This is a genomic window from Pseudomonas sp. GCEP-101, from assembly GCF_025133575.1.
In the GTDB taxonomy this organism is placed as follows: domain Bacteria; phylum Pseudomonadota; class Gammaproteobacteria; order Pseudomonadales; family Pseudomonadaceae; genus Pseudomonas; species Pseudomonas nitroreducens_B.
In genome coordinates this window covers 3,029,168-3,055,396 of record NZ_CP104011.1, presented here as the reverse complement: position 1 = coordinate 3,055,396, position 26,229 = coordinate 3,029,168, and the positions used below count along the sequence as shown (strand labels likewise).

Here is a 26,229-nt window from a genome sequence, read left to right as displayed (position 1 = left end):
GCCATGGGCAACCGACTGTCGAAAATCTACACCCGCACCGGCGACGCCGGGGAAACCGGCCTGGCCGACGGCCGCCGCGTGCCCAAGCACCACCCGCGGGTGGAAGCCATGGGCGCGGTGGACGAGCTGAACAGCCACCTCGGCCTGCTGCTGGCCGGCTTGCATGAGGCGCGCAGCAGTGCGCTGGAAGAAGCGATCGGCGTTCTGGCTCCGATCCAGCATCGCCTGTTCGACCTCGGCGGCGAGTTGGCGATGCCGGAGTACCGAGCGCTGAACGACGCGGAAGTGGAGCGCCTGGAGCAGGTGATCGACTGCTGGAACGAAGAGCTCGGGCCGCTGAAGAACTTCATCCTGCCCGGTGGCTCGCGCCTGGTTGCCCTCGCCCACCTGTGCCGCGCCCAGGCGCGCAACGCCGAACGCCGCTGCCAGCAACTCAATGCCGAGGAACCGCTGGAAGGCGCGGGCCTGCGTTACCTGAACCGGCTATCCGACCTGCTGTTCGTCGCCGCACGCTTCATCGCGAAGCGCCAGGGCGTGGAAGAGATTCTCTGGCAGGCCGCCGAAAAGCCCGCCTGATCGCAACCGCGGGAGCGCCGGTGCCTTGCGTAGGAGCGGACTCTGTCCGCGATATCCCTCGCGGCGGAATCTGTCATTACCGGGCCACGACAGAGCGTGGCGCCACCTTGTAGGAGCGCGCCATGCGCGCGATCGCGGGCATGGCCCGCTCCTACAGGGGAATTTCAACGCCGCCGGCGGGTGTAGGAGCGGACCCTGTCCGCGAAATCCATCGCGGCGGAACCTGTCATTACCGGGACACGACAGAGCGTGGCGCCAGGTTGTAGGAGCGAGCTTGCTCGCGAACCGCACGGCAATGCAGCGCGGCCTGTTCGCGAGCAAGCTCGCTCCTACGAAGAGCCGTCAGTTCAACGCCGGATCAGCCTTCGCTCTTCGGCCAGAACGCCCGGATCCCCGCCACGCCCTGCGCGCCAGCCTGCCAGGCGCGCTCGACGTCCTGCGGGCCGACGCCCCCCAGCAGGAACACCGGCTGGTTGAAGCCATCGATCAGCTCCGCCGCCGCCTCCCACCCCAGCGCCGGCTCACCCGGATGGCTCTCGGTGGCCTGCACCGGCGACAAGGTGACGAAATCCACGCCCATGCGCGCCGCCAGCTGCAACTCTTCGGCGCTATGGCAGGAGGCTGCCAGAAGCCGCTCGCGGGGGAACGGCCGGCCGTTGGGCGCGTACTTGCGCAGCTGCTCGGAGGTCAGGTGCCAGCCAGCCGCCGGGAAGTCGCCCAGCCACTCCAGCGGGCCCTTGAGCATCAGCTGCGCCTTGCCGGCGCACAGGCCCTGCACGTCGACGGCAAGGTCACGGTACTCCGGGCTGTACATGTTCGGCGCGCGTAGCTGGACCAGGCGGATGCCGCTGGCGATCGCAGCGCGCACGCCCTGCACCAGTTGCGGGATTTCCAGACCGTCCGGGGTGATCAGGTAGCGATCCGGCAGGCGCGCAGCCTGCACGATGGGCTGGTTGGCGGCGGGGAACTCGTAGTCCGGCAGGTCACGCGGAGCGACCCAGGCCAACGGCTGGCCCTCGGCGCCATGGGGCTCGCCGGAGAAGGCAGAGACCTCCCAGACATCCAGCAGCACATGCTTGTCGCTGTAGTCGTGCTGCACGCGAATCAGCGGCCGCGCCTGCTCGACGTCGATGCCCAGCTCTTCCTTCAGCTCGCGCGCCAGGGCGACCTGCACCGCTTCGCCCTCCTCGACCTTGCCACCGGGAAACTCCCACAGACCGCCCTGGTGCTTGTCGTCCGGACGCCGGGCGATCAGCACCCGGCCATCGAGTCCGCGAATCACGGCGGCGGCGACATGTACTCGTTTCACAGTGCTACTCCTCAATCCGATTCAGGCAGGGCCCGCGAACAGGACCTGTTTACGATCTCGCGAGCCAGGGAAGAGCAAGGCGACATCGGTTGAGGGAGCGCAGTTTACAGGCAGTAAATGAGCATCCCGAAACCGATTTCAACGCAGCTATTGCGACGCGCAGCAGATCGTAATTGGGTACTGCGGGCATTCTACCGTCATTGGCAGCCGGGTTCAGGCGCGTTCAACCATCGCCGCGTCCAGCCAGGGACGGAAGGCCGGCCAGGCGTAGATCGCATCGACATAGTTCTGCGCCTCGATCGGCAGGGTCACGCAATAGCTGCGCAGGCGCGTCGCGACTGGCGCGTAGAAGGCATCGGCGATGCTGGCGTGGCCGAACAGGAACGGACCATCCTGGCCGAACTGCTGGCGGCACAGTGCCCAGAGCTCGACGATTCGGGCGATATCCGCTTCCACCGCTTCCGGCACTTCAGCCAGCGGCTGGTTGCGCTGGATATCCATCGGCATGTGCGAGCGCAGCGCCATGAAGCCGCTGTGCATCTCGGCGCAGACCGTGCGCGCCAGGGCGCGGGCCGCTTCGCCGCGGGGCCAGAGGTGGGCTTCGGGGAAGCGTTCGGCGAGGTATTCGGCGATCGACAGGGAATCCCAGATCAGCCCGTGCTCGCACTTGAGCGCCGGCACCTTGCCGCTGGGCGAGTGCTCGCGGATGCGCCGCGCGGTGTCCTGGCCGCCCAGGGGAATGAGGATTTCCTCGAACTCGGCGCCGGTGAGCTGCATGGTCAGCCAGCCGCGCAGGGACCAGGAGGAGAAATTCTTGCTGCCGATGATCAGGGTGAGGGACATGGACGCGATGCTCGTGAAGGTCAGTCAGCAGACCTTAGAGCGCGGCAGCCATGAAAACAAATTCCCGATTTTCATCCATCCATGAAAATCGGGAATCCGAGAGGAACGAAGCGCCGGCGCAGAATTCCGCGCCAGCGCTACGCGGCGATCAGGTGCGGTATTCGGCGTTGATCTTCACGTACTCGTGGGACAGGTCGGTGGTCCAGATGGTCTCGCTGCAGGTGCCGCGGCCCAGATCGATGCGGATGGTGATCTCTTCCTGGGCCATGACCCTGGCGCCCTGGTCCTCGGTGTAGCTGGCGGCGCGGCCGCCGCGGCTGGCGATGGCGACGTCGTCCAGGTACACGTCGATCAGGCTCACGTCCAGGTCCGGCACGCCGGCGCGGCCGACGGCAGCGAGGATGCGGCCCCAGTTCGGGTCGGAGGCGAACAGCGCGGTCTTGATCAGCGGCGAGTGGGACACGGCGTAGCCGACGTCCAGGCACTCCTGGTGTGTTGCGCCGCCGTTCACCTGCACGGTGACGAACTTGGTGGCGCCCTCGCCGTCACGGACGATGGCCTGGGCCAGTTCCATGGAGACTTCCAGCACGGCCTGCTTCAGCGCGGCGAACAGCGCACCGCTGGCGGAGGTGATTTCCGGCAGCGCCGCCTGGCCGGTGGCGATCAGCATGCAGCAGTCGTTGGTGGAGGTATCGCCGTCGATGGTGATGCGGTTGAAGGACTTGTTCGCCGCGTCGCGCAGCAGGTCCTGCAGCACGCCCTGGGCAACCTTGGCGTCGGTGGCGATGTAACCCAGCATGGTGGCCATGTTCGGCTTGATCATGCCGGCGCCCTTGCTGATGCCGGTGACGGTGATGGTCACGCCGTCGTGCTGGAACTGGCGGCTGGCGCCCTTGGGCAGGGTGTCGGTGGTCATGATGCCGGCGGCGGCGTCGGCCCAGTTATCCACGGACAGGTTGGCCAGCGCAGCGGGCAGCGCGGCTTCGATCTTCTCGACCGGCAGCGGCTCGCCGATCACCCCGGTGGAGTACGGCAGCACGGCGTTTTCCGGCACGCCAGCCAGCTCGGCCAGCTTGGCGCAGGTGCGGGTGGCGTTGGCCAGGCCCGATTCGCCGGTGCCGGCGTTGGCGTTGCCGGTGTTGGTCAGCAGGTAGCGCACCGGGCCGAGGAAGCGCTTGCGCGCCAGGATCACCGGAGCGGCGCAGAAGGCGTTGGTGGTGAACACACCCGCCACGGTGGAGCCTTCGGCGCAGCGCATCACCACGATGTCCTTGCGGCCGGGTCGTTTGATGCCGGCAGAGGCGATGCCGAGTTCGAAACCGGGGACCGGGTGCAGGGTGGACATGGGGCCGAGACCAACAGCCATGTGGCGCGCTCCTATCTAGTCAGTGAATCAAATCAGTGGATTAGATGTGAAAAACGCCGCGAGCGGCAGGGCCGGTCGCGGCGTCGGTAGCAAGGTCGGGAGGCGTTATTCCACCTGACCGTGGCAGTGCTTGTACTTCTTGCCCGAACCGCATGGGCAGGGCTCGTTGCGGCCGATCTTCGCCTCGTTGCGCACCGGCTCCATCGGCACGACATTGTCGGCGACGTCCGGCAGCTCGCCCTCTTCCGGCTCGCTGGTGACCTGGTCCATGGACGGCGCGGCGGCATGCTGGAACTGCATGCGCTTGGCCATTTCCTCGGCCTCGCGGCGCAGGCGGGCTTCTTCCTCGGCGGGGTCTTCGCGGCGGACCTGGACGAAGGACAGCACGCGGATGGTGTCGCGCTTGATGGAGTTCAGCAGGTCCTGGAACAGGTTGAAGGACTCGCGCTTGTACTCCTGCTTGGGGTTCTTCTGCGCGTAACCGCGCAGGTGGATGCCGTGGCGCAGGTGATCCATGGTGGACAGGTGGTCCTTCCACAGGTCGTCCAGCACACGCAGCAGCATCTGCTTCTCGAAGGTGCGCAGGGCTTCGGCGCCAGCGAGGTCTTCCTTCTCGTTGTAGGCGGCGACCAGCTCGGCGAGGATCTTCTCGCGCAGGGTTTCCTCGTACAGCTTGTCGTCTTCGTCGAGCCATTGCTGGATCGGCAGCTTGAGGCCGAAATCGCTGTACAGCGCGGCTTCCAGGCCGGCGACGTCCCACTGCTCGGGCAGCGACTGCGGCGGAATGTGCTCGCTAACGGTGTTGTTCAGGGTCTCTTCGCGGAATTCGACGATGGTCTCGCCGATGTTGTCGGCGGCGAGCAGGGTGTTGCGCATGTGGTAGATCACCTTGCGCTGCTCGTTGGCGACGTCGTCGAACTCCAGCAGTTGTTTACGGATGTCGAAGTTGCGGCCTTCGACCTTGCGCTGGGCCTTCTCGATAGCGTTGGTCACCATGCGGTGCTCGATCGCCTCGCCCGGCTGCATGCCGAGGGCCTTCATGAAGTTCTTCACCCGGTCGGAGGCGAAGATGCGCATCAGGTGGTCTTCCAGCGACAGGTAGAAGCGGCTGGAACCCGGGTCGCCCTGACGGCCGGCACGGCCGCGCAGCTGGTTGTCGATACGGCGGGATTCGTGGCGCTCAGAGGCGATCACGTGCAGGCCGCCCGACTCGATGACCTGCTGGTGGCGCTTCTGCCAGTCGGCCTTGATCTGCGCGACCTGCTCGTCGGTGGGGTTCTCCAGCGCGGCGACTTCCACTTCCCAGTTGCCGCCCAGCAGGATGTCGGTACCACGGCCGGCCATGTTGGTGGCGATGGTGACCGCACCCGGACGACCGGCCTGGGCGATGATCTCGGCTTCCTTCTCGTGGTACTTGGCGTTCAGTACCTTGTGCTCGATGCCGGCGTTCTGCAGCAGCTGCGACACATATTCGGACGTCTCGACCGACGCGGTACCGACGAGGACCGGGCGGCCCAGCGCCTGGCACTGCTGCACATCGGTGATGATGGCGGCGTACTTCTCGTCCTGGGTCAGGTAGACCAGGTCGTTGAAGTCCTTACGGGCGACCGGACGGTGGGTCGGGATCACCACCACGTCCAGGCCGTAGGTCTGGCGGAATTCGAACGCCTCGGTGTCGGCGGTGCCGGTCATGCCGGCCAGCTTGGTGTAGAGGCGGAAGTAGTTCTGGAAGGTGGTCGAAGCCAGGGTCTGGCTCTCGGCCTGGATCGGCAGGTTCTCCTTCGCCTCGATGGCCTGGTGCAGGCCCTCGGAGAGGCGGCGGCCCGGCATGGTACGGCCGGTGTGCTCGTCGATCAGCAGGACCTGGTCACCCTGGACGATGTATTCCACGTTGCGGTGGAACAGGGTGTGGGCGCGCAGCGCGGCATAGACGTGGGTCAGCAGGCTGAGGTTGTGCGCCGAGTAGAGGCTCTCGCCCTCGGCCAGCAGGCCGTTCTGGGTCAGCAGCTCCTCGACATAGGCGTGGCCCTGCTCGTTGAGCTCCACCTGGCGGGTCTTCTCGTCGATGCTGTAGTGGCCCTGCTGGGTCACTTGGCCTTCGACTTCCTCGATGTGGCGCTTCAGGCGCGGGATCAGCTTGTTGATCTTGATGTACAGCTCGGAGCTGTCTTCGGCCTGGCCGGAGATGATCAGCGGAGTCCGCGCCTCGTCGATGAGGATGGAGTCCACTTCGTCGACCACGGCGAAGTTCAGCTCGCGCTGGAACTTGTCTTCCAGGCTGAACGCCATGTTGTCGCGCAGGTAGTCGAAGCCGAATTCGTTGTTAGTGCCGTAGGTAATGTCCGAAGCGTAGGCAGCGCGCTTCTCTTCCGGCGGCTGGAACGGGCTGACGATACCAACGGTCAGGCCGAGGAATTCATACAGCGGACGCATCCAGTTGGCGTCGCGGCGGGCCAGGTAGTCGTTCACGGTGACCACGTGCACGCCTTTGCCAGCCAGGGCGTTCAGGTAGACGGCCAGGGTACCCACGAGGGTCTTGCCCTCACCGGTACGCATCTCGGCGATCTTGCCTTCGTGCAGGGTCATGCCGCCGATCAGCTGGACGTCGAAGTGGCGCATGCCCATCACGCGCTTGCCGGCCTCACGGGCGACGGCGAACGCTTCGGGAAGGATCTGGTCGAGGGTCTCGCCCTTGGCCAGGCGCGCCTTGAACTCCTCGGTCTTGGCCTTGAGTTGCTCATCGGAAAGCGGAACCATCTGCGGCTCGAGTGCATTGATGGCCTGGACCTGCTTGACCATGCGCTTCACTTCGCGCTCGTTCTTGCTTCCAAAGAGTTTTTTCAACAAAGGCGCAAACATATCGACTGGGTCATCCGAACTGGAGAATTGGAGGGCTGCCCGACTGGCTGGCCGCGGCGCGGAACGGCAATGAAGCGGGCATTCTACCCGGAAACTATCGGGAAAAAAGTGCCGAAGTCATCCTCCGAAGCTTCGCATTCTGCGAGCTTGGGGGCAATGCATGGGCGGACAACTTTGCATCCGAGTGGGTGATATGGTGACGCGAACGAGCAACTTCAAGGGGCCGACGGTGGCATCTGGCCCCCGGCGCATCTGTTACCATCCTGCTTCATTCACTGCCGGTTCCTCACCATGGCCTTTCGCCCCCTGCCCGCCAAGGCGATGACCAAGCTGCTGCGCGAAGCCAAGCCGCTGCAGTCGCTGTTCGCGCAGGCGCAACGCCTCTCGCGCCTGCAGGAATTGCTCGACTCGCAACTGCAGCCCGCCGCACGCCCGTATTGCCGCGTCGCCTCCTGGCGCGAGGGCAGCCTGCTGCTGGTGGTCACCGACGGTCACTGGGCGACGCGCCTGCGCTACCAGCAGAACCGCCTGCTGCGGCAACTGGCCACGTTCGAGGAGTTCAGGGGCCTGGCGCGCATCCAGTTCAAGGTGCAGCCGACGGTCCAGACGCCCACCCGGGTCAACACCAACCGCATCAGTGAATCCGCCTCCGCCACCTTGCACGAAGCCGCCGAGGGCATCAGCAACCCTCAGCTCAAGGCCGCGCTCGAGCGCCTGGCCAGCCGTAGCCGCAAGCCGCCGGAACCGGGCGAGGAATAACGCGCAGGCATAAAAAAAGGCCACCCGAGGGTGGCCTTTGAAGTTGTAGCTGAAAGGAGGAGGTTTCCTTATACGGCCGCAGCGGGTCGCATATAGGAGATCGGCGCGGTCTTGGCGTCCTCGAAGGTCACCACTTCCCAAGCGTCCTTGTCTGCGATGAGGGTGCGCAGGAGACGGTTGTTCAGGGCATGACCGGACTTGTAGCCGATGAACTCGCCGATAAGGCTGTTACCCAGCAGGTACAGGTCACCAATGGCGTCCAGGATCTTGTGCTTGACGAACTCGTCCTCGTAACGAAGACCATCTTCGTTGAGCACTCGATACTCGTCGACCACGATGGCGTTCTCCACGCTGCCACCCAGAGCCAGGTTCTGCGAACGCAGCATCTCGATGTCGCGCATGAACCCGAAGGTACGGGCGCGGCTGACTTCCTTGACGAAGGAAGTGCTGGAGAAATCCACCACGGCTTTCTGGGTGCGACCACGGAAGACCGGGTGATCGAAATCGATCTCGAAGCTCACCTTGAAGCCGTCGAACGGAACGAAGGTGGCGCGCTTGTCGCCCTCTTCCACCGTCACTTCGCGCTTGATGCGGATGAACTTCTTGGCCGCTTCCTGCTCTTGCAGGCCAGCGGACTGGATCAGGAATACGAAGGGACCTGCGCTGCCGTCCATGATCGGTACTTCCGACGCGGACAGCTCGACATAGGCGTTGTCGATACCCAGGCCGGCCATGGCCGAGAGCAGGTGCTCCACGGTATCCACCTTGATGTCACCCTTGATCAGGGTGGTCGACATGGTGGTTTCACCGACGTTCGAGGCCCGGGCGGGGATTTCCACCACGGGGTCGAGATCGGTCCGGCAGAACACGATGCCAGTATCGACGGGAGCCGGCTTCAGGGTCAGGTAAACCTTCTCCCCGGAATGCAGGCCGACACCGGTCGCCCGGATGATGTTCTTCAAGGTGCGTTGTCTGATCATGGCTTTGGCCGCTTTCGCGCAAGTTGCGAACTGTTGTCAACAATGGGCGGCGATGATAGCAGAACCGCCCTTTGCTGAACACCAATCACATTGATACTCCTGATAAATCGACTCAATCGGCCTGGCGACGCAGGAATGCCGGGATATCCAGGTAATCCAGATCGTCCTGCGGGTTCAGCTTGGCCGCGGTGGCGGCGCCGCCGTGGTTCTGGTTACGCATGACGGTCGGACGATCCAGGTCACGGTAGTTCACCGACTGCTGCTCGCGCTGAACCGGAGCCTGGGTGCTGACGGCCTGGGTCTGGACGGTGTTGTCGACGACCTTGACCGGCTTCTCCAGGCGAGCGCCCAGGCCAGTGGCCACGACGGTGACGTGCAGCTCGTCGCGCATGTCAGGATCGATCACGGTGCCCACTTTGACGGTGGCGTGCTCGGAAGCGAACTGCTCGATGATGTTACCCACGTCGGAGTACTCGCCCAGGGACAGGTCGGGACCGGCAGTGATGTTCACCAGGATGCCGCGGGCGCCCTGCAGGTTGACGTCTTCCAGCAGCGGGTTGCGGATCGCGGCTTCGGTCGCCTCGCGAGCGCGGTTCGGGCCGCTGGCGCAGCCGGTACCCATCATGGCCATGCCCATTTCGCTCATGACGGTTTTCACGTCGGCGAAGTCGACGTTGATCATGCCCGGACGCTTGATGATGTCGGAGATACCGCGAACGGCACCGGCCAGCACATCGTCAGCCTTGGCGAAGGCGGCCAGCAGGCTCGCGTCCTTGCCCAGGATGGTCAGCAGCTTTTCGTTCGGGATGGTGATCAGCGAGTCGACGCTTTCCGCCAGCGAGCGGATGCCCTCGTCGGCGATCTGCATGCGCTTGCGGCCTTCGAACGGGAACGGACGGGTGACCACGGCCACGGTGAGGATGCCCATTTCCTTGGCAACCTCGGCAATGATCGGCGCAGCACCGGTACCGGTACCGCCACCCATGCCAGTGGTGATGAAGACCATGTCGGCGCCTTCCAGGACTTCGGCGATACGCTCGCGGTCCTCGATGGCGGCCTGGCGGCCGATTTCCGGGTTGGCGCCAGCGCCCAGGCCCTTGGTGACGCTCGGGCCGAGTTGCAGCACGGTGCGCGCGGCGATGTTCTTCAGCGCCTGCGCATCGGTGTTGGCGCAAATGAATTCGACGCCATCAACGTTGTTCTTGGCCATGTGGTTCACGGCGTTGCCGCCGCCACCACCTACGCCGATAACCTTGATGACTGCTGTTTGCGGAATGTTATCTACCAATTCAAACATTTCCCCTCTCCTTCCTTTCTAGTTGTGTTGCCTACGTTTACCGCGGTGGTAAATCAGAAATTGCCCTGGACCCAGCGTTTAAGCTTTTCCAGTACCGGTGTCTTGGGTTCGTCGCTGCTGAAGCTGCTGCCGGACATGGAGATGCCGTCGGACTGTTTTTGCAGTCCGTACAGGAGCAGCCCCACACCGGTGGAATAGATAGGATTGCGCACGACGTCGGCCAGTCCCTTGACGCTATGGGGTACGCCCAGGCGTACCGGCATGTGAAAGATCTCTTCGGCCAGCTCGACGGCGCCTTCCATCTTGGAGGTGCCACCGGTCAGGACGATCCCGGCTGGAATCAGGTCCTCGTAGCCACTGCGACGCAGTTCGGCCTGAACCAGGGTGAAGAGCTCGTCGTAACGCGGCTCGACCACTTCGGCAAGCGCTTGGCGCGACAGTTCCCGCGGCGGCCGATCCCCTACGCTGGGCACCTTGATGGTTTCGCCCGGACCGGCCAGTTTGGCCAAGGCACAAGCATATCGAATCTTGATCTCTTCGGCGTATTGCGTCGGGGTGCGCAGCGCCATGGCGATGTCGTTGGTGACCTGATCGCCGGCGATCGGGATCACAGCCGTGTGGCGGATGGCGCCTTCGGTGAAGATGGCAATGTCGGTGGTGCCGCCGCCGATGTCCACCAGGCACACGCCCAGCTCTTTTTCGTCCTCGGTGAGCACCGAATAGGCCGAGGCCAGTTGCTCGAGGATGATGTCGTCCACTTCCAGGCCGCAACGGCGCACGCACTTCTCGATGTTCTGCGCGGCGTTCACAGCGCAGGTCACGACGTGCACCTTGGCTTCCAGGCGTACGCCGGACATGCCCAGCGGCTCGCGCACGCCTTCCTGGTTGTCGATCACGTAGTCCTGGGCCAGGGTGTGCAGCACACGCTGGTCGGCCGGGATGGCCACGGCCTGTGCCGCGTCGAGCACGCGCTCGATGTCGGCGCCGCTGACCTCGCGGTCGCGAATCGCCACGATACCGTGGGAATTCAGGCTGCGGATATGGTTGCCGGCGATGCCGACGAAGGCCGAGTGGATACGGCAGCCCGCCATCTGTTGGGCTTCATCGATGGCGCGCTGGATCGATTGCACGGTGGACTCGATGTTCACCACCACGCCCTTCTTCAGGCCGCGCGACGGATGCGTCCCGATGCCGACGATTTCCAGCTTGCCATCGGCCGCCACCTCGCCCACCAGCGCCACCACCTTGGAGGTGCCGATGTCCAGGCCGACGACCATTTTGCCGCTCTGCACGCTTGCCATAGTTATTGAAGTCTCCTCAACTCACTGCACGGCGGTGGTCTGTGCCACCGTCGTTTCCGGCACCGGATCGCGCCAACCCACGGCCAGGCCGTTGGGGTAACGCATGTCGATGCGGGCAATTTTCGAAATCTGGTCTTTCAGCGCCTTGTCGTAGATGGTCACGAACCGGCGAATCTGTTCTACCGCGTGGTCGCGGCCCAGCATGATCTCCACGCCTTGTGCGGTGCCCAGGGTCCAGGCGCCGCGCGAACTCATGTCCAGGCTGGCGATGGTGAAGCCCAGCGGGCGAAGCATCTGGCTGAGAATCTGGTACTGCTGCATCACTTGTTGCTGAGCGCGTTGCGGGCCGGAAAGGCGCGGCAGGTGCTCGTAGTTGGCGACTTCGCGCGGGGCGAAAGCCTGCCCCTGGTTATTCAACAGCGCCTCATCCCCCCAACGGGCGATGGGCAGTTGCTCGTCCAGGCGGATCACCACCTGGTCGGGCCATACGCGGCGTACCTCGGCATGGGCGATCCAGGGCATCTGCTCCAGCTCCTGGCGCATGCCGGCCAGGTCGATGGTGAAGAAGCTGGCCGAGACGTAGGGGCTGATCCGCTGCTGCACCGCCGCCTGGCTGATGTAGCTGAGGTCGCCCTCCACGCTGACCTTGGCGATCGGCCGGTCCGCGTAGGGCAGCACGTACTGCGCGCCGTAGTACGCGCCTGTACCGAGCACGCCCAGCACCAGCGGCCACAGCAGCACCTTGAGGAAGCCGAAGCTGGGCTTGGGCATACGGGCGCTGAGCGGCTCCTTGGCCACCAGACGGCTGGCGCCGCGCGGCACCGGCTTGCGTGCGGGTGCACGGCCGGATCCGGGATTCTGGTGACGAAGCTGCGCGCCGTTCATGACTTACCCCCTTGCCTCGACGCTGTGGGCGAGAATCGCCAGCACCAGTTGCTGGAAATCCAGGCCGGCCGCGCGCGCGGCCATGGGCACCAGGCTGTGATCGGTCATGCCCGGTGCCGTGTTCACTTCCAACAGCCAGAAGCGCCCTTGGGCGTCCTGCATCACGTCGGTCCGACCCCAGCCCTGGATGCCCAGGGCATCGCAGGCGCGCGCGGTCAGGTCCTTGAGTTCCTGTTCCTTGTCGGCATCCAGGCCGCAGGGAATCTGGTACTGGGTATCGTTGGCCAGGTACTTGGCGTCGTAGTCGTAGAAGGTGTGCGGGGTGCCCAGACGGATGGGCGGCAGCACCTGCCCACGGAGGATCGCGACGGTGTACTCGGGGCCGCTGATCCACTGCTCGACGAGCACCTGCGGATCGTATTTCGCGGCAGCAGCCCAGGCGGCGATCAGCTCGTCCACGCTGTTCACCTTGGCCATGCCGATGCTCGAGCCCTCGCTGGCCGGCTTGACGATCAGCGGGAAGCCCAGCTTCGCGGCAGCGGCACGGCAATCGTCCTCGCTGGCGAGCACGGCGTGGTCGGGCGTCGGCAGGCCGAGGCTCAGCCACACGCGCTTGGTCCGCAGCTTGTCCATGGCCAGCGCGGAGGCCAGCACACCGCTGCCGGTGTAGGGAATGCCGGCGATTTCCAGCAGGCCCTGCATGGTGCCGTCTTCACCGCCACGGCCGTGGAGGATGATGAAGGCGCGGTCGATCTTCTCGCGGGTCAGACGCTCCAGCAGGTCGTCGCCCACGTCGATGCCGAAGGCGTCCACACCCGCGCCCTGCAACGCCTGCAGGACCATGGCGCCGGACTTCAGCGACACCTCGCGCTCGGCGCTCTTGCCGCCGTACAGCACAGCGACGCGACCGAAGGCGCGGGGCTCGAGGGCGGATTTGAGGGCGTCACTCATTGCTTCTTCCCCTCGGCGCCCGCAGCGGCGGCGCCGAACATCGGATTCTTGATCAGTTGCGGAGCCAGCCCGCCGATATCGCCGGCGCCCTGGCAAAGCAGGATGTCGCCCGGACGCAGCAGCGGCTGCAGCAGCGAAGCGAGGTCACCGCCACGCTCCAGGTAGATCGGGTCGAGCTGGCCGCGCTGGCGGATGCTATGGCACAGGTGACGGCTGTCGGCCCCGGGGATCGGCTCCTCGCCGGCCGGGTAGACCTCCATCAGCATCAGCACGTTGGCCTCGCCCAGCACCTGCACGAAGTCCTCGTACAGGTCACGGGTGCGGGTGTAACGGTGCGGCTGGTAGACCATCACCAGGCGACGCTCCGGCCAGCCACCGCGCACGGCCTTGATCACCGCCGCGACTTCGCGCGGGTGGTGGCCGTAGTCGTCGACCAGCATCACGCTGCCGCCTTCGACCTGCAGGTCGCCATAGACCTGGAAGCGTCGGCCGACACCCTGGAAGCCGGACAGGCCCTGGACGATGGCTTCGTCGGAGATGCCTTCGTCGGTAGCGATCACGATGGTCGCCAGGGAGTTCAGCACGTTGTGCAGGCCGGGCATGTTCACCGAGACGTCCAGCGGCTCGCGCTCGGGGCGCAGCACGGTGAAGTAGGTGCGCATGCCTTCCTGGCGGATGTTGATGGCGCGGACGTCGGCGTCCTCGCTCAGGCCGTAGGTCACGGTCGGGCGAGCGACCTGCGGCAGGATCTCGCGCACCACCGGGTCGTCCACGCAGACCACGGCCAGGCCGTAGAACGGCAGGTTGTGCAGGAAGTCGACGAAGGTGCGCTTGAGCTTGTTGAAGTCGCCGCCGTAGGTGCTCATGTGGTCGGCATCGATGTTGGTGACCACCGAGACCATCGGCTGCAGGTGCAGGAAGCTGGCGTCGCTCTCGTCGGCCTCGGCCACCAGGTAGCGGCTGGTGCCCAGCTGCGCGTTGGTGCCCGCGGCGTTCAGGCGGCCGCCGATGACGAAGGTCGGGTCCAGACCGCCGGCGGCGAATACCGAGGCGATCAGGCTGGTGGTGGTGGTCTTGCCGTGGGTACCGGCCACCGCGATGCCGTGGCGGTAGCGCATCAGCTCGGCGAGCATCTCGGCGCGCGGCACTACCGGCACACGTCGATCCAGCGCGGCTGCGACTTCCGGGTTCGACTTGTTCACCGCGCTGGAGACCACCAGCACGTCGGCGCCGTCGGAGTTCTCCGCCCGGTGGCCGATGAAGATCTGTGCGCCGAACTTCTCCAGGCGCTCGGTGACCGGCGACGCCTTGAGGTCGGAGCCGGAGACTTCGTAGCCGAGGTTGAGCAGCACTTCCGCGATTCCGCACATGCCCACGCCACCGATGCCGACGAAGTGGATGCGACGGATGCGGCGCATGGTGCGGGTGACGCCGGTCGGTTCTTTAACCACGGGCCACCTCCAGGCAGGCATCGACCACCGTGCGGGTAGCCTCGGGCTTGGCCAGGCTGCGAGCGCGAGCGGCCATGCGGGTCAGGGAATCGGGATGCATCAATACCTCGGACAACTGCGCGGCCAGATCGGCGGCGCTGGTAGATTTCTGCGGCAGCAGGTGGGCTGCGCCCTCCCGCACCAGGAATTCGGCGTTCTTGGTCTGGTGGTCGTCGATCGCGTGGGGCAGCGGCACCAGGAAGGACGGCAGGCCGGCGGCGGTCAGCTCGCTCACGGTCAGCGCGCCGGCGCGGCAGATCACCAGATCGGCCCAGGCATAGGCGGCGGCCATGTCGGCGATGAACGGAGCGACGTCCGCTTCGACACCCGCGGCGCGGTAACGCTCCGCGGTAATTTCGTCATGCTGACGACCGGCCTGATGGCGAATGGCCGGGCGAATCTCGCTCGGTACCTGGGCCAGGGCTTCGGGCAGCAGCTTGTTCAGTGGCTCGGCGCCCAGGCTGCCACCCAACACCAGCAGGTTGACGCGGCGACCGGCCAACGGCGCACGGGCGCCCTCTTCCAGGAACAGCTCGACGCGCACCGGGTTGCCGGTGGTCAGGCGCTTGGCGCTGCTGTCGAACGTATTCGGGAAGGCTTCGCACACCCGTTTGGCCAGCGGTGCGAGGCTGCGGTTGGCGGTGCCGGCGACGGCGTTCTGTTCGTGGATCACCAGCGGCACGCCGGACAGCTTGGCCGCCAGGCCGCCCGGGCCGGTGACGTACCCGCCCAGGCCAAGCACGCAGACCGGCTTGAGCTGGCGAACCACGCCCAGCGCCTGGAACAGCGACTTGAGCAGATCGAACGGCGCGCGCAGGAGCGACTTGACGCCCTTGCCGCGCAGACCGCTGACATTGATCAGGTGCAGCGGCAGGCCGGCCTTGGGTACCAGGTCGTTCTCGATGCCACGCGGGGTGCCCAGCCAGTGCACGCTGTAGCCGCGCGCCTGGAACTCACGGGCGCAGGCCAGGGCTGGGAACACGTGTCCGCCGGTGCCGCCCGCCATGATCAGGACGTTACCTTTCATCGGCAAAGTCCTCTTCGCTGAATTCATATTCCTCGCTGCCCATCACGGTGCGGCGTTCCCATTCGATGCGCAGGAGCATCCCCAGGCAGGCGCAGCAGATCACCAGCGAACTGCCGCCGTAGCTCAGGAACGGCAGGGTCAGGCCCTTGGTCGGCAGGAGGCCGACGTTCACGCCCACGTTGATCAGGAACTGGCCGATCCACAGGAAGGCCAGCCCGTAGGCGACATAGGCGGAGAAGTACTGTTTCGACTGCTCGGCCCAGATGCCGATGTACAGGGCGCGCAGGCTGACGAAGACGAACAGGGCGACGGTCGCCATGGCGCCGACGATGCCCAGCTCTTCGGCGAGCACGGCGAACACGAAGTCGGTGTGCGCCTCGGGCAGGTAGAACTGCTTCTGGATGCTGTTGCCCAGGCCCATGCCAGTCCAGCCGCCACGGCCAAAGGCGATCAGCGCCTGGCTCAGCTGGTAGCCCGCGCCGAACTGGTCGGCCCAGGGGTCGGTGAAGTTGGTCAGACGCGCCATCCGGTAGGGCTGGGTCTGGATCAGCAGCACCACGGCGCCCACCGCCAGCGCGACCATCAGGCCGAAGCGGAACAACCCGACGCCGCCCAGGAACAGCATCGCGGCGGCCGCGCCCATCATCACCACGGTGGCGCCGAAGTCCGGCTCGCGCAGCAGCAGGCCGGCCATCGGCAGCAGCACCACGAACGGCTTGAAGAAGCCCAGCCAGCTCTCGCGCACCTCTTCCTGGCGACGGACGAGATAGCCGGCCATGAAGATCACCACGAAGACCTTGGCGATCTCCGAAGGCTGGATGTTGAACAGGCCGAAACCGATCCAGCGCATGGAGCCGTTCACCTCGCGGCCGATGCCGGGCGTGACCACCATCACCAGCAGCACGAAGGCCACGGCCAACAGCTTCCAGCCCCAGCGCTGCCAGGTTTCCATCGGGATCATCATGGTCACGCCGCAGGCGACGAAGCCAATGGCGAGATAGATCAGGTGGCGAACCGAGAAGTACAGCGGGTTGCCGGACTGCGCCGCGGCGACTTCGGAAGACGCCGAAGTGACCATCACCAGGCCGAGGCCGAGCAGCGCCAGGCAACCCGCCAGCAGCGGGAAGTCGACATCGATGCCGTTGCGGCTGATCAGCGGGGACGGATAGGGGCGCAGGAAGGAGAACATCAGGCGAGCTCCTCCACGGCCTTGGCGAACAGGCGTCCGCGTTCTTCGTAGTTCTTGAACATGTCCAGGCTCGCGCAGGCCGGCGAGAGCAGCACGGCGTCGCCCGGCAGGGCCAGGTCGGCAGCATGCTCGACGGCTTCGTCCAGGGTGTTCACGCGGACCTTCGGCACGGCATTGCCAATCGCGGCGCCGACCAGTTCGGCGTCACGGCCCAGCAGCACGACGGCGCGGCAATGCTGCGCCACCGGCGCCCGCAGGTCGTGGAAATCGGCGCCCTTGCCGTCGCCACCGGCGATCAGCACCAGCTTGCCGTCGATGTCGGCACCCAGGCCTTCGATGGCAGCCAGGGCGGCACCGACATTGGTGGCCTTGGAGTCGTCGTAGTAGTTCACGCCGTTGCGCTCACGCACCCACTGGCAGCGATGGGCGAGACCGGCGAATTCGCGCAGGGTCTGCAGCATCGGTTCGAACGGCAGGCCCACGGCATGCCCCAGCGCCAGCGCGGCCAGGGCGTTGGACTGGTTGTGCGCGCCACGAATCTTCAGCTCGCGGGCCGGCATCAGTTTGTCGAACTGGAAGGCCAGCCACTTCTCGCCGTCCTCTTCGATCAGGCCAAAGCCCTTGAAGTCCGGCTTGTTGGTGCCGAAGGTCCAGCACGGCACGTTGTCGGCGATCAGCGGACGGCTCAGCGGGTCGGCACGGTTCACCACGACCTGCCGGGCGCCGCGGAAGATGCGGTGCTTGGCCAGGTGGTAGTCGGCCATGCCGTCGTAGCGGTCCATGTGGTCTTCGCTGACGTTCAGGCAGGTGGCGACCTCGGCGTTCAGGCGCTCGCAGGTTTCCAGCTGGAAGCTGGAGAGTTCCACGACATACAGCTCGACGTCGTCGGCCAGCAGGTCCAGCGCCGGGGTGCCCAGGTTGCCGCCGACCGCAACACGCTTGCCGGCAGCCTGGGCCATGTCGCCCACCTGGGTGGTGACGGTGCTCTTGGCATTGGAACCGGTGATGGCGACGATGGGCGCCTTCGCGTGACGCGCGAACAGGTCGACGTCGCCGGACATCCGCACGCCACGGGCGGCAGCTTCCACCAGCGCCGGGACGCGCAGCGACAGGCCGGGGCTCACGTAGAGCTCCTGGGCACGGCAGAGGAAATCGGCGTCGAGGTCGCCGCAGCGCACCTCGACCTGCGGGTACTGCTCGCGCAGGGTCGCCAGCTCCGGCGGATTCGCGCGCGTATCGGCCACGGCAAACGGCACGCCCTGGCGCGCCAGGTAGCGCACCAGGGACATGCCGCTCTTGCCGAGGCCGACAACGATGCGGAATTGGTCGGAAGCGATCAGGCTCATGCTCGATCAGTCCTCAACGCAGTTTCAACGTGGCCAGGCCGATCAGCACGAGAATCACCGTGATGATCCAGAAGCGCACGATCACGCGCGGCTCCGGCCAGCCCTTGAGTTCGAAGTGGTGGTGGATCGGCGCCATGCGGAACACCCGCTTGCCGGTCAACTTGAAGGAGGCGACCTGGATCACCACCGACAGGGTTTCCATGACGAACACGCCGCCCATGATGAACAGCACGATTTCCTGGCGGACGATCACCGCGATGGTGCCCAGCGCGGCGCCCAGCGCCAGCGCGCCGACGTCGCCCATGAAGACCTGCGCCGGGTAGGTGTTGAACCAGAGGAAGCCCAGCCCCGCACCAACGATGGCGGCACAGAAGATGATCAGTTCGCCCGCGCCCGGCACGCTCGGGATGAACAGGTATTCGGCGAATTTGATGTTGCCCGACAGGTAGCAGAAGATCCCCAGCGCACCGCCGACCATCACGGTGGGCATGATGGCCAGGCCATCGAGGCCGTCGGTGAGGTTCACCGCGTTGCTCGAACCGACGATCACGAAATAGGTCAGCACGACGAAGAAGATGCCGAGCGGGATCTCGACGTTCTTCAGCATCGGCACGATCAGGGTGGTCTCGACCGGCGTTTCGGCGGTCATGAACAGGAAGATCGCCGCGCCCAGGCCGAATACCGACTGCCAGAAATACTTCCAGCGGCTCGGCAGGCCGCGCGAGTTCTTCTCGATCACCTTGCGGTAGTCATCTACCCAGCCGACCGCGCCGAACAGCAACGTGACGGCCAGCACGACCCACATGTAGCGGTTCGACCAGTCGGACCACAGCAGGGTGCTGATGGCGATGGCGGTGAGGATCAGCGCGCCACCCATGGTCGGCGTGCCTTTCTTGGACAGGTGCGATTGCGGGCCGTCGTTGCGCACGGCCTGGCCGATCTGACGGATCTGCAGGGTGCGGATCATCCACGGGCCCAGCCACAGCGACAGGGCGAGTGCGGTCAGCACGCTCAGGATGCCGCGCAGGGTCAGGTACTGGAAGACGCCGAAGCCCTTGTAGAACTGTTGCAGGTACTCGGCGAGCAGCAGCAGCATTTAGTGACTCTCCTCGGAGGTACCGCACAACGCCGCGACGACCTTGTCCATCGCCGCGCTGCGGGAACCCTTGATCAGAATGGTGGTTGACGATGCTTCGTCGGCCAGGGCGTCGATCAGGCTGGCCTGATCGGCGAAATGCCGGCCCGCGGAACCGAACGCCTGCACGGCGTGGCTCATCAACGGTCCGACGGCATAGAGCGCGGTGACTTTGCCAATGGCGTAAGTTCCCACTTCGCGGTGGGAAGATTCCGCCCAGGCACCCAACTCGCCCATGTCCCCGAGGACCAGAACGGTCCGGCCGGAAAAGCCGGCGAGTATATCAATCGCCGCGCAGATTGAAGCCGGATTGGCGTTGTAGCTGTCGTCGATCACACGCATGCCGTTCGTCGCCAGCTGCGCTGCGGCGCGCCCCTTGACTGGCTGCAGGTTCTGCAAGCCGGAGACGATCCCGACCAGCGGCACGCCCAGGGCGTGGGCGGCAGCGGCGGCGGCCAGGGCGTTTTTGACGTTGTGCTCACCCAGGAGATTCAGCTGAACGGCAGCCTCGCCGGCCGGGCCGTGCAGGGTGAATCCCGGGCAGCCTCGGGCGTCGCGCTTCAGGTCACTGGCGCGGAAGTCGGCACGCTTGTCGTGCAGGCCGAAACTGGAGACGCGGCGGCCGGCGGCGCGGGTTTGCCAGGTATCGAAGGCCTTGTCATCGCGATTGAGGATGGCCACGCCATCGTCGGCCAGCCCTTCGAGGATCTCGCCCTTGGCCAGGACGATCTTGTCCTGGCCACCGAACTCGCCGACGTGGGCGGTGCCGGCGTTGGTGATGATAGCGACCTGGGGACGGGTCAGCGACACGGTGTAGGCGATTTCGCCGACACGGTTGGCGCCCAGCTCGATGACCGCACTCTGGTGCTCCGGAGCCAGCTGCAACAGGGTCAGCGGCGCACCGAGGTCGTTGTTCAGGTTGCCGCGGGTGGCCAGGACGTCGCCCTGGGTCCGCAGGATGCTTGCCAGCATTTCCTTCACGGTGGTCTTGCCGCTGGAGCCGGTGACGGCGGCGACACGGCCGGTAAAGGCGGCACGGTTCAGCGCGCCGAGCTGGCCGAGCGCGATACGGGTGTCTTTCACCACCAGCTGGGGCAGCGGTGCGTCGGCGACTTCGCGCTCGACCAGGGCGGCAACCGCGCCCTTGGCGGCGACGTCGGCCAGGTAGTCGTGGCCGTCGAAACGCGGGCCGGTCAGGGCGATGAACAGTTGGCCGGGCACAATGGCGCGGCTGTCGGTGCTGACGGCGTCGAAGCGGGCGTCGGCACCGGCCACGCGGCCATTCAGGGCGCCGGCGATTTCGTTGAGCGAAAGGGGCTTAATCACGCTTCACCTCCCAGGCAGCCAGCGCCTCGGCGGCCTGGTCCAGATCGGAGAACGGGTGGCGAACACCGTCGATCTCCTGGTAATCCTCATGCCCCTTGCCAGCCAGCAGCACGACGTCATCGGCGCCGGCGGAGGCAATCAGGCGAGCAATGGCCTCGCCACGACCGGGAACGAACTCCACCGCGTCGGGCTTGGCGAAACCGGCACGGATATCGGCGATGATCGCTTCGCTCTTCTCGGTGCGCGGGTTGTCGTCGGTGACCAGCACGCGGTCGGCGTGCTGCTCGGCGATCTGCGCCATGATCGGGCGCTTGCCGCTGTCGCGGTCACCACCGCAGCCGAACAGGCAAAGCAGTTGGCCATGTACGTGCGGGCGCAGGGCCAGCAGGACTTTTTCCAGCGCGTCCGGCGTGTGGGCGTAGTCGACGACCACCAGCGGCTTGTCGCCGCCGCCCAGACGCTGCATGCGGCCGACCGGCCCTTGCAGTTGCGGCAGCACCTTGAGGACGTCGCCCAGCGGGTAGTCCAGGCCCAGCAAGGCGCCGACCACGGCCAGCAGGTTGCTCAGGTTGAACTTGCCCAGCAGCGCACTGCGCAGCAGGCCTTCGCCCTGCGGCGTGACGATCTGCGCCTGCACGCCGGCGTCGCTGAACTGCGCTTCGCGGCAATAGATATAGGCCGACGGGTCGCTGAGGCTGTACCCCATCAGGCGGGATTCGTGGGACTCGCCCGCCAGTTGGCGGCCGAAGTCGTCATCCAGGTTGATGACCCGGCAACGCAGGCCCGGCCAGGCAAACAGCTTGGCCTTGGCGGCGCCGTAGGCTTCCATCGTGCCGTGGTAGTCCAGATGGTCCCGCGAGAGGTTGGTGAACACCGCCACGTCGAAGCCCAGCGCCGCGACGCGGCCCTGCTCCAGCCCGTGGGAGGACACCTCCATCGCAACGGCCTTGGCGCCAGCCTGCTTCAGGCGTGCCAGGGTCGCTTGCACCGCCAGCGGGTCGGGGGTGGTGTGACGACCGCTTTCCAGCGCGCCATAAAAACCCGTGCCGAGCGTGCCGACGATGCCGCAACGCTCGCCGAGCAGGTCCAGCGCCTGGGCCACCAGCTGGCTGACGCTGGTCTTGCCGTTGGTACCGGTAACGCCGACCAGCTCGACACCGCGGCTCGGCTCGCCATAGAAGCGGCCGGCAATGGCGGAGAGCTGTTTGGCGAGGCCCTTGATGGCAATCATCGGCACGTCGCTGGGCGGCAGATCCACGGCGCCTTCCGCTTCGTAGGCAACGGCGGCGGCGCCCTGGGTGAGCGCTGCGGCAATGTGCGCGCGGCCATCCTGGCGCCCACCCGGCACGGCCAGGAACAGGTCGCCCGGCTTGACGGTGCGGCTGTCCAGGGTCAGCTCACGGATCAGTTCGCCGCTTTCGGCTTGCGGCAGCAGTTGGTTCAGGCTCATCGGCATCAGCCACGCCCTCCTTTGGCAGCGGGCGCAGCATCAGCTTGTTGCTGCGGGGTGGCCGGCAGGTTGTCCGGCGGCACGTTCATCAGGCGCAGCGTGCCGGACATCACCTTGCTGAACACCGGCGCGGAGACCAGGCCACCGAAATAGCCGGCCTTGCTGGGTTCATCGATGACCACTACGGCGACGTAGCGCGGGTTGTTCATCGGCGCGAAACCGGCGAACAGGGAGCGGTAGGAGTTCTCGGCATAGCCCTTGGCGCCGGTTGCGGTCTTGCGCGCGGTACCGGACTTGCCAGCCACGTGATAGCCCGGCACCTGGGCGCGGTACACGCCGTTGGGCGCCTCGATCACTTGCTGGAGCATGCCCTGCATGGTCTTGGCGACCGGCTCGGGGATTACCTGGGTAGCCTCCGGCTGACGGTCGGCACGAACCATGGTCAGCGGCACGCTGCGGCCGTTGTTGGCCAGCGCCGCGTAGGCATGGGCCAGCTGGATGGCGGTAACCGACAGGCCGTAGCCGTAAGACAGCGTGGCCGTCTCGGCCTTGCGCCACTCCCGGTAGTTCGGCAGGTTGCCCACACGTTCGCCGGGGAAGCCCAGGCCGGTATCCTGGCCGAGGCCGACCTTCTGCATCAGGCTATAGATAGCTTCGCCGCCGATATCGAAGGCCACCTTGCTCATGCCCACGTTACTGGAGCGGATCAGGATGCCGGTGAGGTCCAGCACCGGCCCTTCGGTACGGGACACGTCACGAATGGTGTAGCGGCCGATCTGCAGCGTGCCCGGGTACACCTCGACCTTGTCGGTGGGTTTCCAGCGGCCGGTTTCCAGCGCCGCGCTCATGGAGAACGGCTTCATGGTCGAACCCGGCTCGAACACGTCGATCATGGCGCGGTTGCGCATCATCGCCGGCTGCAGGTTGCGACGGTTGTTCGGGTTGTAGGTCGGCTGGTTGGCCATGGCCAGCACTTCGCCGGTCTTCACGTCGAGAATCACCAGGCTGCCGGCCTTGGCGCCGTTCTCCACCAGCGCGTTGCGCAGCTCGCGGTTGGCGAGGTACTGCAGGCGCAGGTCGATGGACAGGGCGAGGGTCTTGCCGGCCTTGGCGTTGCGGGTGACCTGCACGTCACGGATCAGGTGTCCGCGGCGGTCCTTGAGCACCTGGCGCTTGCCCGGCACACCGGCCAGCCAGCTGTCGAAGGCCAGTTCCACGCCTTCACGGCCACGGTCGTCGACGTCGGTGAAGCCCACCACCTGGGCGGCAACTTCGCCGGACGGGTAGAAGCGGCGGAACTCCTCGACCGAGTAAACCCCCGGAATACGATGAGTCTTCACCTGGGCCATCACGGCCTCGCCCTGCTCCGGGGTCAGGCCTCGTACCAGATAGATGAATTCCTTGTCGGCGTTCGCATCCAGACGCTCGGACAGAGCCGCCTTGGGCTGCCCCAGCGCGTCGGCGAGGAAGCCCCACTTCTCGCGCTCGAGCACCAGTTCCTTGGGGTTGGCCCACAGCGTAGCCACCGGCGTACTGACGGCCAGCGGCTCGCCGTTACGGTCGGTGATCAGGCCGCGGTGCGCGGGAATGGAGATGTGCCGCACGCTGCGCGCATCGCCCTGACCCTTGAGGAAGTCGTGGTCGATGACGTGGAGGTCGACGATACGCCAGGCGATCGCCGCCACCATCGCCAGCAACAAGGCGATGACGACGCGGAAGCGCCAGGGATAACGAGCGCCGGCCAGGTCTCTCATGGCGCCACCATGATGATTTCGGTCGGATCGGGCACACGCATCTTCAACTGGTCGGTCGCCAGGGCTTCGATGCGGCTGTGGGCCGTCCAGGTGCTCTGCTCGAGGATCAGCCGGCCATACTCGGCCTGCGCCTTGTCGCGCACGTTGAGCTCGGTGTACAGCGAGTTGAGCAGTTGGCGGTTCCAGTACGCGCTGTAGGAAACGGAAATAGCGGACAGCAGCACGCCGATGAACAGCAGCAGCATGAAGAAGCTGCCGGTCGGCAGGCGCTTGGAGAAGAGACGGCTCATCTGAGCTTCTCCGCGATGCGCATGACCGCACTGCGCGAGCGCGGGTTGGCCTTGAGCTCGGCTTCGGAGGCGTAGACCGGCTTGCCGATCAGCTTCAGGCGCGGCTCGAAGGGCTTGACCTGGATCGGCAGGTTGCGCGGCAGGTTGTCCGCTTCGCCCTTCACCTGCTTGCGCATGAACTGTTTGACGATACGGTCTTCCAGCGAGTGGAAGCTGATCACCACCAGGCGACCGCCGATGGCCAGGCCTTCCAGGGCAGCCTCAAGGCCACGCTCCAGATCGCCCAGCTCGTTGTTGATGAAGATGCGCAGCCCCTGGAAGGCGCGGGTCGCCGGGTTCTTGCCCTTCTCCCAGGCCGGGTTGGCCTCGGTGATCACGGCGGCCAGGTCGGCGGTGCGCTCGAACGGCTTTTCCGCCCGGCGCTGCACGATGGCGCGCGCCATGCGCTTGGCGAAGCGCTCCTCGCCGTAATCCTTGAACACGCGGGCGATTTCGTCTTCCGCGGCGGTGGCGATCCACTGCGCGGCGCTGACGCCCTGGTCGGGGTTCATGCGCATGTCCAGCGGGCCGTCGTTGAGGAAGCTGAAGCCACGCTCGGGGTCATCCAGCTGCGGCGAGGACACGCCCAGGTCCAGCAGAACGCCATTCACGCTGCCCTGCAGGCCGCGCGCGGAGAACTCCTCGCCCATCTCGGCGAAGGACCGTTGCACAATGACGAAGCGGCCGTCTTCGGCCGCCAGTGCTTTTCCTGTCGCGATCGCTTGCGGGTCCTTGTCGAACCCGAGCAGTTGACCACCCGGGCCAAGCCTGCCGAGCAAGGCCCGGCTGTGCCCTCCCCTGCCGAAGGTACCGTCCACATAGCGGCCGCCCTCCAGGGGGGCCAGCGCTTCGACGGCCTCCTCGAGTAGAACGGTGATGTGTTGGAAGGTACTGGTCACAGGCAGGCTCACAGAATAAGGTCGCGCAGTTCATCCGGCAGGCCGCCGGGTTCTTTGATGGCTGCGAGGTCGGCCTCGGCAAGCGCATTCCATTTGTCTTCGTCCCACAACTGGAACTTGTTCAGCTGGCCGACCAGCATCGCCTTCTTGTCCAGCCCTGCGTATTCGCGCAGACGCGGCGGAACGAGAAAACGCCCGGCGCTATCGAGCTCCAGGTCAACGGCATTACCAATCAGCAAACGCTGCAGGCGCCGCGTCTCTTCACGCAGCGAGGGCAGTTCGCGCAGCTTGGCTTCGATGAGTTCCCATTCCGGGAGGGGGTAAACAGTGAGGCAGGTGTCGACGGCATCGATGGTGACGATGAGCTGGCCATTGCAACGCGAAACGAGCTCGTCACGATACCGACTCGGCATCGCGAGGCGCCCTTTGGCGTCGAGACTGATGGCGTTAGCTCCGCGAAACACGTCAGCGCTTCCCCTGTGGTTGGCTATCCATGCCTGTTGATCCCACTTTTACCCACTTCATACCACTTCCGCACACTATAGAAATCCGCGCTCCCCACCGTCAAGGCGAGCCAGATGGGAAAAATCCTTATAGGACCGAGATTTAGCGTGCTTTTAAGAGGTTCGGGGAGGAATTTGACGCGCTAGAAAAGAGAAAAGCCCAGTGTTTTCAAAACACTGGGCTTTCATACTTAAAGTGATTTCTTAAGTTTTAAACTTCTTCCGGTCCGCGACAAATGGTCATGTGGGAAGAAGTGGAGAAAAAAGGCTGAGAGTCGATCTGTAAGCCGGGTTCTGTCGAGGACAGCCATTCCTCTGGGACATACATCACTGCATGCCTCAAGCGATCTACCCGAACCCAACGCGGGCCGCGCCAATGGGTTCCTATTTGATCTTGCTCCGAGTGGGGTTTACCTAGCCACGAACTGTTGCCAGCCGTGCGGTGCGCTCTTACCGCACCTTTTCACCCTTACCGGCGCTTGCGCGCTTAGGCGGTTATTTTCTGTGGCACTTTCCGTAGGCTCGCGCCTCCCAGGCGTTACCTGGCACTCTGCCCTGTGGAGCCCGGACTTTCCTCCACCCCATGGTGGAACACCACGGAACAGCGACTGTCCAATCGACTCTCAGTCCGCAAGGTTAGCGGCTGACGACGCTC

Annotated in this window: 22 protein-coding genes and 1 other RNA gene; 2 read left to right on the top strand and 21 right to left on the bottom strand. The window is 65.5% G+C overall.

What is annotated here, in order from left to right:
- Nucleotides 1–3: 3 nt before the first annotated feature.
- Nucleotides 4–576: a cob(I)yrinic acid a,c-diamide adenosyltransferase gene (locus N0B71_RS13995; protein ID WP_259759416.1), complete on the top strand. Its 573-nt coding sequence runs from the start codon at nt 4–6 to the stop codon at nt 574–576.
- Between the two features lie 358 nt (nt 577–934).
- On the opposite strand, the gene N0B71_RS13990 is transcribed toward N0B71_RS13995, so the two are convergent.
- From N0B71_RS13990 to secA, 4 genes are all read right to left on the bottom strand, one after another.
- On the bottom strand, nt 935–1,885 hold the full coding sequence (locus N0B71_RS13990; protein WP_259759415.1) for a Nudix family hydrolase: 951 nt from the start codon (nt 1,883–1,885) through the stop codon (nt 935–937).
- Between the two features lie 213 nt (nt 1,886–2,098).
- A complete protein-coding gene (locus N0B71_RS13985; protein ID WP_259759414.1) occupies nt 2,099–2,728 on the bottom strand; it encodes a glutathione S-transferase family protein in 630 nt (209 codons plus the stop codon).
- 148 nt (nt 2,729–2,876) lie between these two features.
- The gene (gene argJ, locus N0B71_RS13980) at nt 2,877–4,094 is read right to left on the bottom strand and encodes a bifunctional glutamate N-acetyltransferase/amino-acid acetyltransferase ArgJ (protein WP_259759413.1); all 1,218 of its coding nucleotides are present in this window, start codon (nt 4,092–4,094) and stop codon (nt 2,877–2,879) included.
- A 105-nt stretch (nt 4,095–4,199) separates the two neighbouring features.
- Nucleotides 4,200–6,953: a preprotein translocase subunit SecA gene (gene secA, locus N0B71_RS13975; RefSeq protein WP_259759412.1), complete on the bottom strand. Its 2,754-nt coding sequence runs from the start codon at nt 6,951–6,953 to the stop codon at nt 4,200–4,202.
- A gap of 291 nt (nt 6,954–7,244) precedes the next feature.
- Between secA and N0B71_RS13970 the strand changes: the two genes are divergently transcribed.
- Nucleotides 7,245–7,712 carry a DUF721 domain-containing protein gene (locus tag N0B71_RS13970; RefSeq protein ID WP_259759411.1) on the top strand — a complete coding sequence of 156 codons (468 nt, stop codon included), beginning with the start codon at nt 7,245–7,247 and terminating at the stop codon, nt 7,710–7,712.
- 68 nt (nt 7,713–7,780) lie between these two features.
- On the opposite strand, the gene lpxC is transcribed toward N0B71_RS13970, so the two are convergent.
- The 17 genes from lpxC to rnpB all read right to left on the bottom strand — a co-directional run bounded on the left by lpxC (nt 7,781) and on the right by rnpB (nt 26,198).
- The gene (gene lpxC / locus N0B71_RS13965; protein ID WP_184589107.1) at nt 7,781–8,692 is read right to left on the bottom strand and encodes a UDP-3-O-acyl-N-acetylglucosamine deacetylase; all 912 of its coding nucleotides are present in this window, start codon (nt 8,690–8,692) and stop codon (nt 7,781–7,783) included.
- 112 nt (nt 8,693–8,804) lie between these two features.
- Nucleotides 8,805–9,989: a cell division protein FtsZ gene (gene ftsZ / locus N0B71_RS13960; RefSeq protein WP_259759410.1), complete on the bottom strand. Its 1,185-nt coding sequence runs from the start codon at nt 9,987–9,989 to the stop codon at nt 8,805–8,807.
- Nucleotides 9,990–10,042: 53 nt separating this feature from the next.
- Nucleotides 10,043–11,290: a cell division protein FtsA gene (gene ftsA, locus N0B71_RS13955; RefSeq protein WP_045209630.1), complete on the bottom strand. Its 1,248-nt coding sequence runs from the start codon at nt 11,288–11,290 to the stop codon at nt 10,043–10,045.
- A gap of 21 nt (nt 11,291–11,311) precedes the next feature.
- Nucleotides 11,312–12,175, bottom strand: a complete 864-nt coding sequence (locus N0B71_RS13950) for a cell division protein FtsQ/DivIB (protein WP_259759409.1) — start codon at nt 12,173–12,175, stop codon at nt 11,312–11,314.
- Nucleotides 12,176–12,178: 3 nt separating this feature from the next.
- Nucleotides 12,179–13,126 (bottom strand): D-alanine--D-alanine ligase, encoded by a 948-nt coding sequence (locus N0B71_RS13945; RefSeq protein WP_259759408.1) that lies wholly within the window; start codon nt 13,124–13,126, stop codon nt 12,179–12,181.
- A complete protein-coding gene (gene murC, locus N0B71_RS13940; RefSeq protein WP_259759407.1) occupies nt 13,123–14,577 on the bottom strand; it encodes a UDP-N-acetylmuramate--L-alanine ligase in 1,455 nt (484 codons plus the stop codon). Before murC ends, N0B71_RS13945 begins: the two co-directional genes overlap by 4 nt.
- On the bottom strand, nt 14,570–15,643 hold the full coding sequence (gene murG / locus N0B71_RS13935; RefSeq protein WP_259759406.1) for an undecaprenyldiphospho-muramoylpentapeptide beta-N-acetylglucosaminyltransferase: 1,074 nt from the start codon (nt 15,641–15,643) through the stop codon (nt 14,570–14,572). Before murG ends, murC begins: the two co-directional genes overlap by 8 nt.
- Complete coding sequence (gene ftsW / locus N0B71_RS13930; RefSeq protein WP_259759405.1) at nt 15,633–16,832, bottom strand: putative lipid II flippase FtsW; 1,200 nt, start codon at nt 16,830–16,832, stop codon at nt 15,633–15,635. Before ftsW ends, murG begins: the two co-directional genes overlap by 11 nt.
- Nucleotides 16,832–18,178 (bottom strand): UDP-N-acetylmuramoyl-L-alanine--D-glutamate ligase, encoded by a 1,347-nt coding sequence (gene murD, locus N0B71_RS13925; RefSeq protein ID WP_259759404.1) that lies wholly within the window; start codon nt 18,176–18,178, stop codon nt 16,832–16,834. The genes ftsW and murD overlap by 1 nt, the downstream gene beginning before the upstream one ends.
- Nucleotides 18,179–18,191: 13 nt before the next feature.
- Nucleotides 18,192–19,274: a phospho-N-acetylmuramoyl-pentapeptide-transferase gene (gene mraY / locus N0B71_RS13920; protein ID WP_259759403.1), complete on the bottom strand. Its 1,083-nt coding sequence runs from the start codon at nt 19,272–19,274 to the stop codon at nt 18,192–18,194.
- A complete protein-coding gene (locus N0B71_RS13915) occupies nt 19,275–20,639 on the bottom strand; it encodes a UDP-N-acetylmuramoyl-tripeptide--D-alanyl-D-alanine ligase (RefSeq protein WP_259759402.1) in 1,365 nt (454 codons plus the stop codon). It abuts the gene before it with no gap.
- Nucleotides 20,632–22,095, bottom strand: coding sequence for a UDP-N-acetylmuramoyl-L-alanyl-D-glutamate--2,6-diaminopimelate ligase (locus N0B71_RS13910; RefSeq protein ID WP_259759401.1), 1,464 nt, complete (start codon nt 22,093–22,095; stop codon nt 20,632–20,634). Before N0B71_RS13910 ends, N0B71_RS13915 begins: the two co-directional genes overlap by 8 nt.
- The gene (locus N0B71_RS13905; protein ID WP_259759400.1) at nt 22,095–23,843 is read right to left on the bottom strand and encodes a peptidoglycan D,D-transpeptidase FtsI family protein; all 1,749 of its coding nucleotides are present in this window, start codon (nt 23,841–23,843) and stop codon (nt 22,095–22,097) included. Before N0B71_RS13905 ends, N0B71_RS13910 begins: the two co-directional genes overlap by 1 nt.
- A complete protein-coding gene (gene ftsL, locus N0B71_RS13900; protein WP_259759399.1) occupies nt 23,840–24,133 on the bottom strand; it encodes a cell division protein FtsL in 294 nt (97 codons plus the stop codon). The genes N0B71_RS13905 and ftsL overlap by 4 nt, the downstream gene beginning before the upstream one ends.
- Entirely contained in the window at nt 24,130–25,071 is a 942-nt protein-coding gene (gene rsmH / locus N0B71_RS13895; RefSeq protein WP_259759398.1) for a 16S rRNA (cytosine(1402)-N(4))-methyltransferase RsmH, read from the bottom strand. The genes ftsL and rsmH overlap by 4 nt, the downstream gene beginning before the upstream one ends.
- An 8-nt stretch (nt 25,072–25,079) precedes the next feature.
- Entirely contained in the window at nt 25,080–25,535 is a 456-nt protein-coding gene (mraZ, locus tag N0B71_RS13890; protein WP_259759397.1) for a division/cell wall cluster transcriptional repressor MraZ, read from the bottom strand.
- A 306-nt stretch (nt 25,536–25,841) separates the two neighbouring features.
- Nucleotides 25,842–26,198: RNase P RNA component class A (gene rnpB, locus N0B71_RS13885), an RNA gene on the bottom strand.
- Between the last annotated feature and the right edge of the window lie 31 nt (nt 26,199–26,229).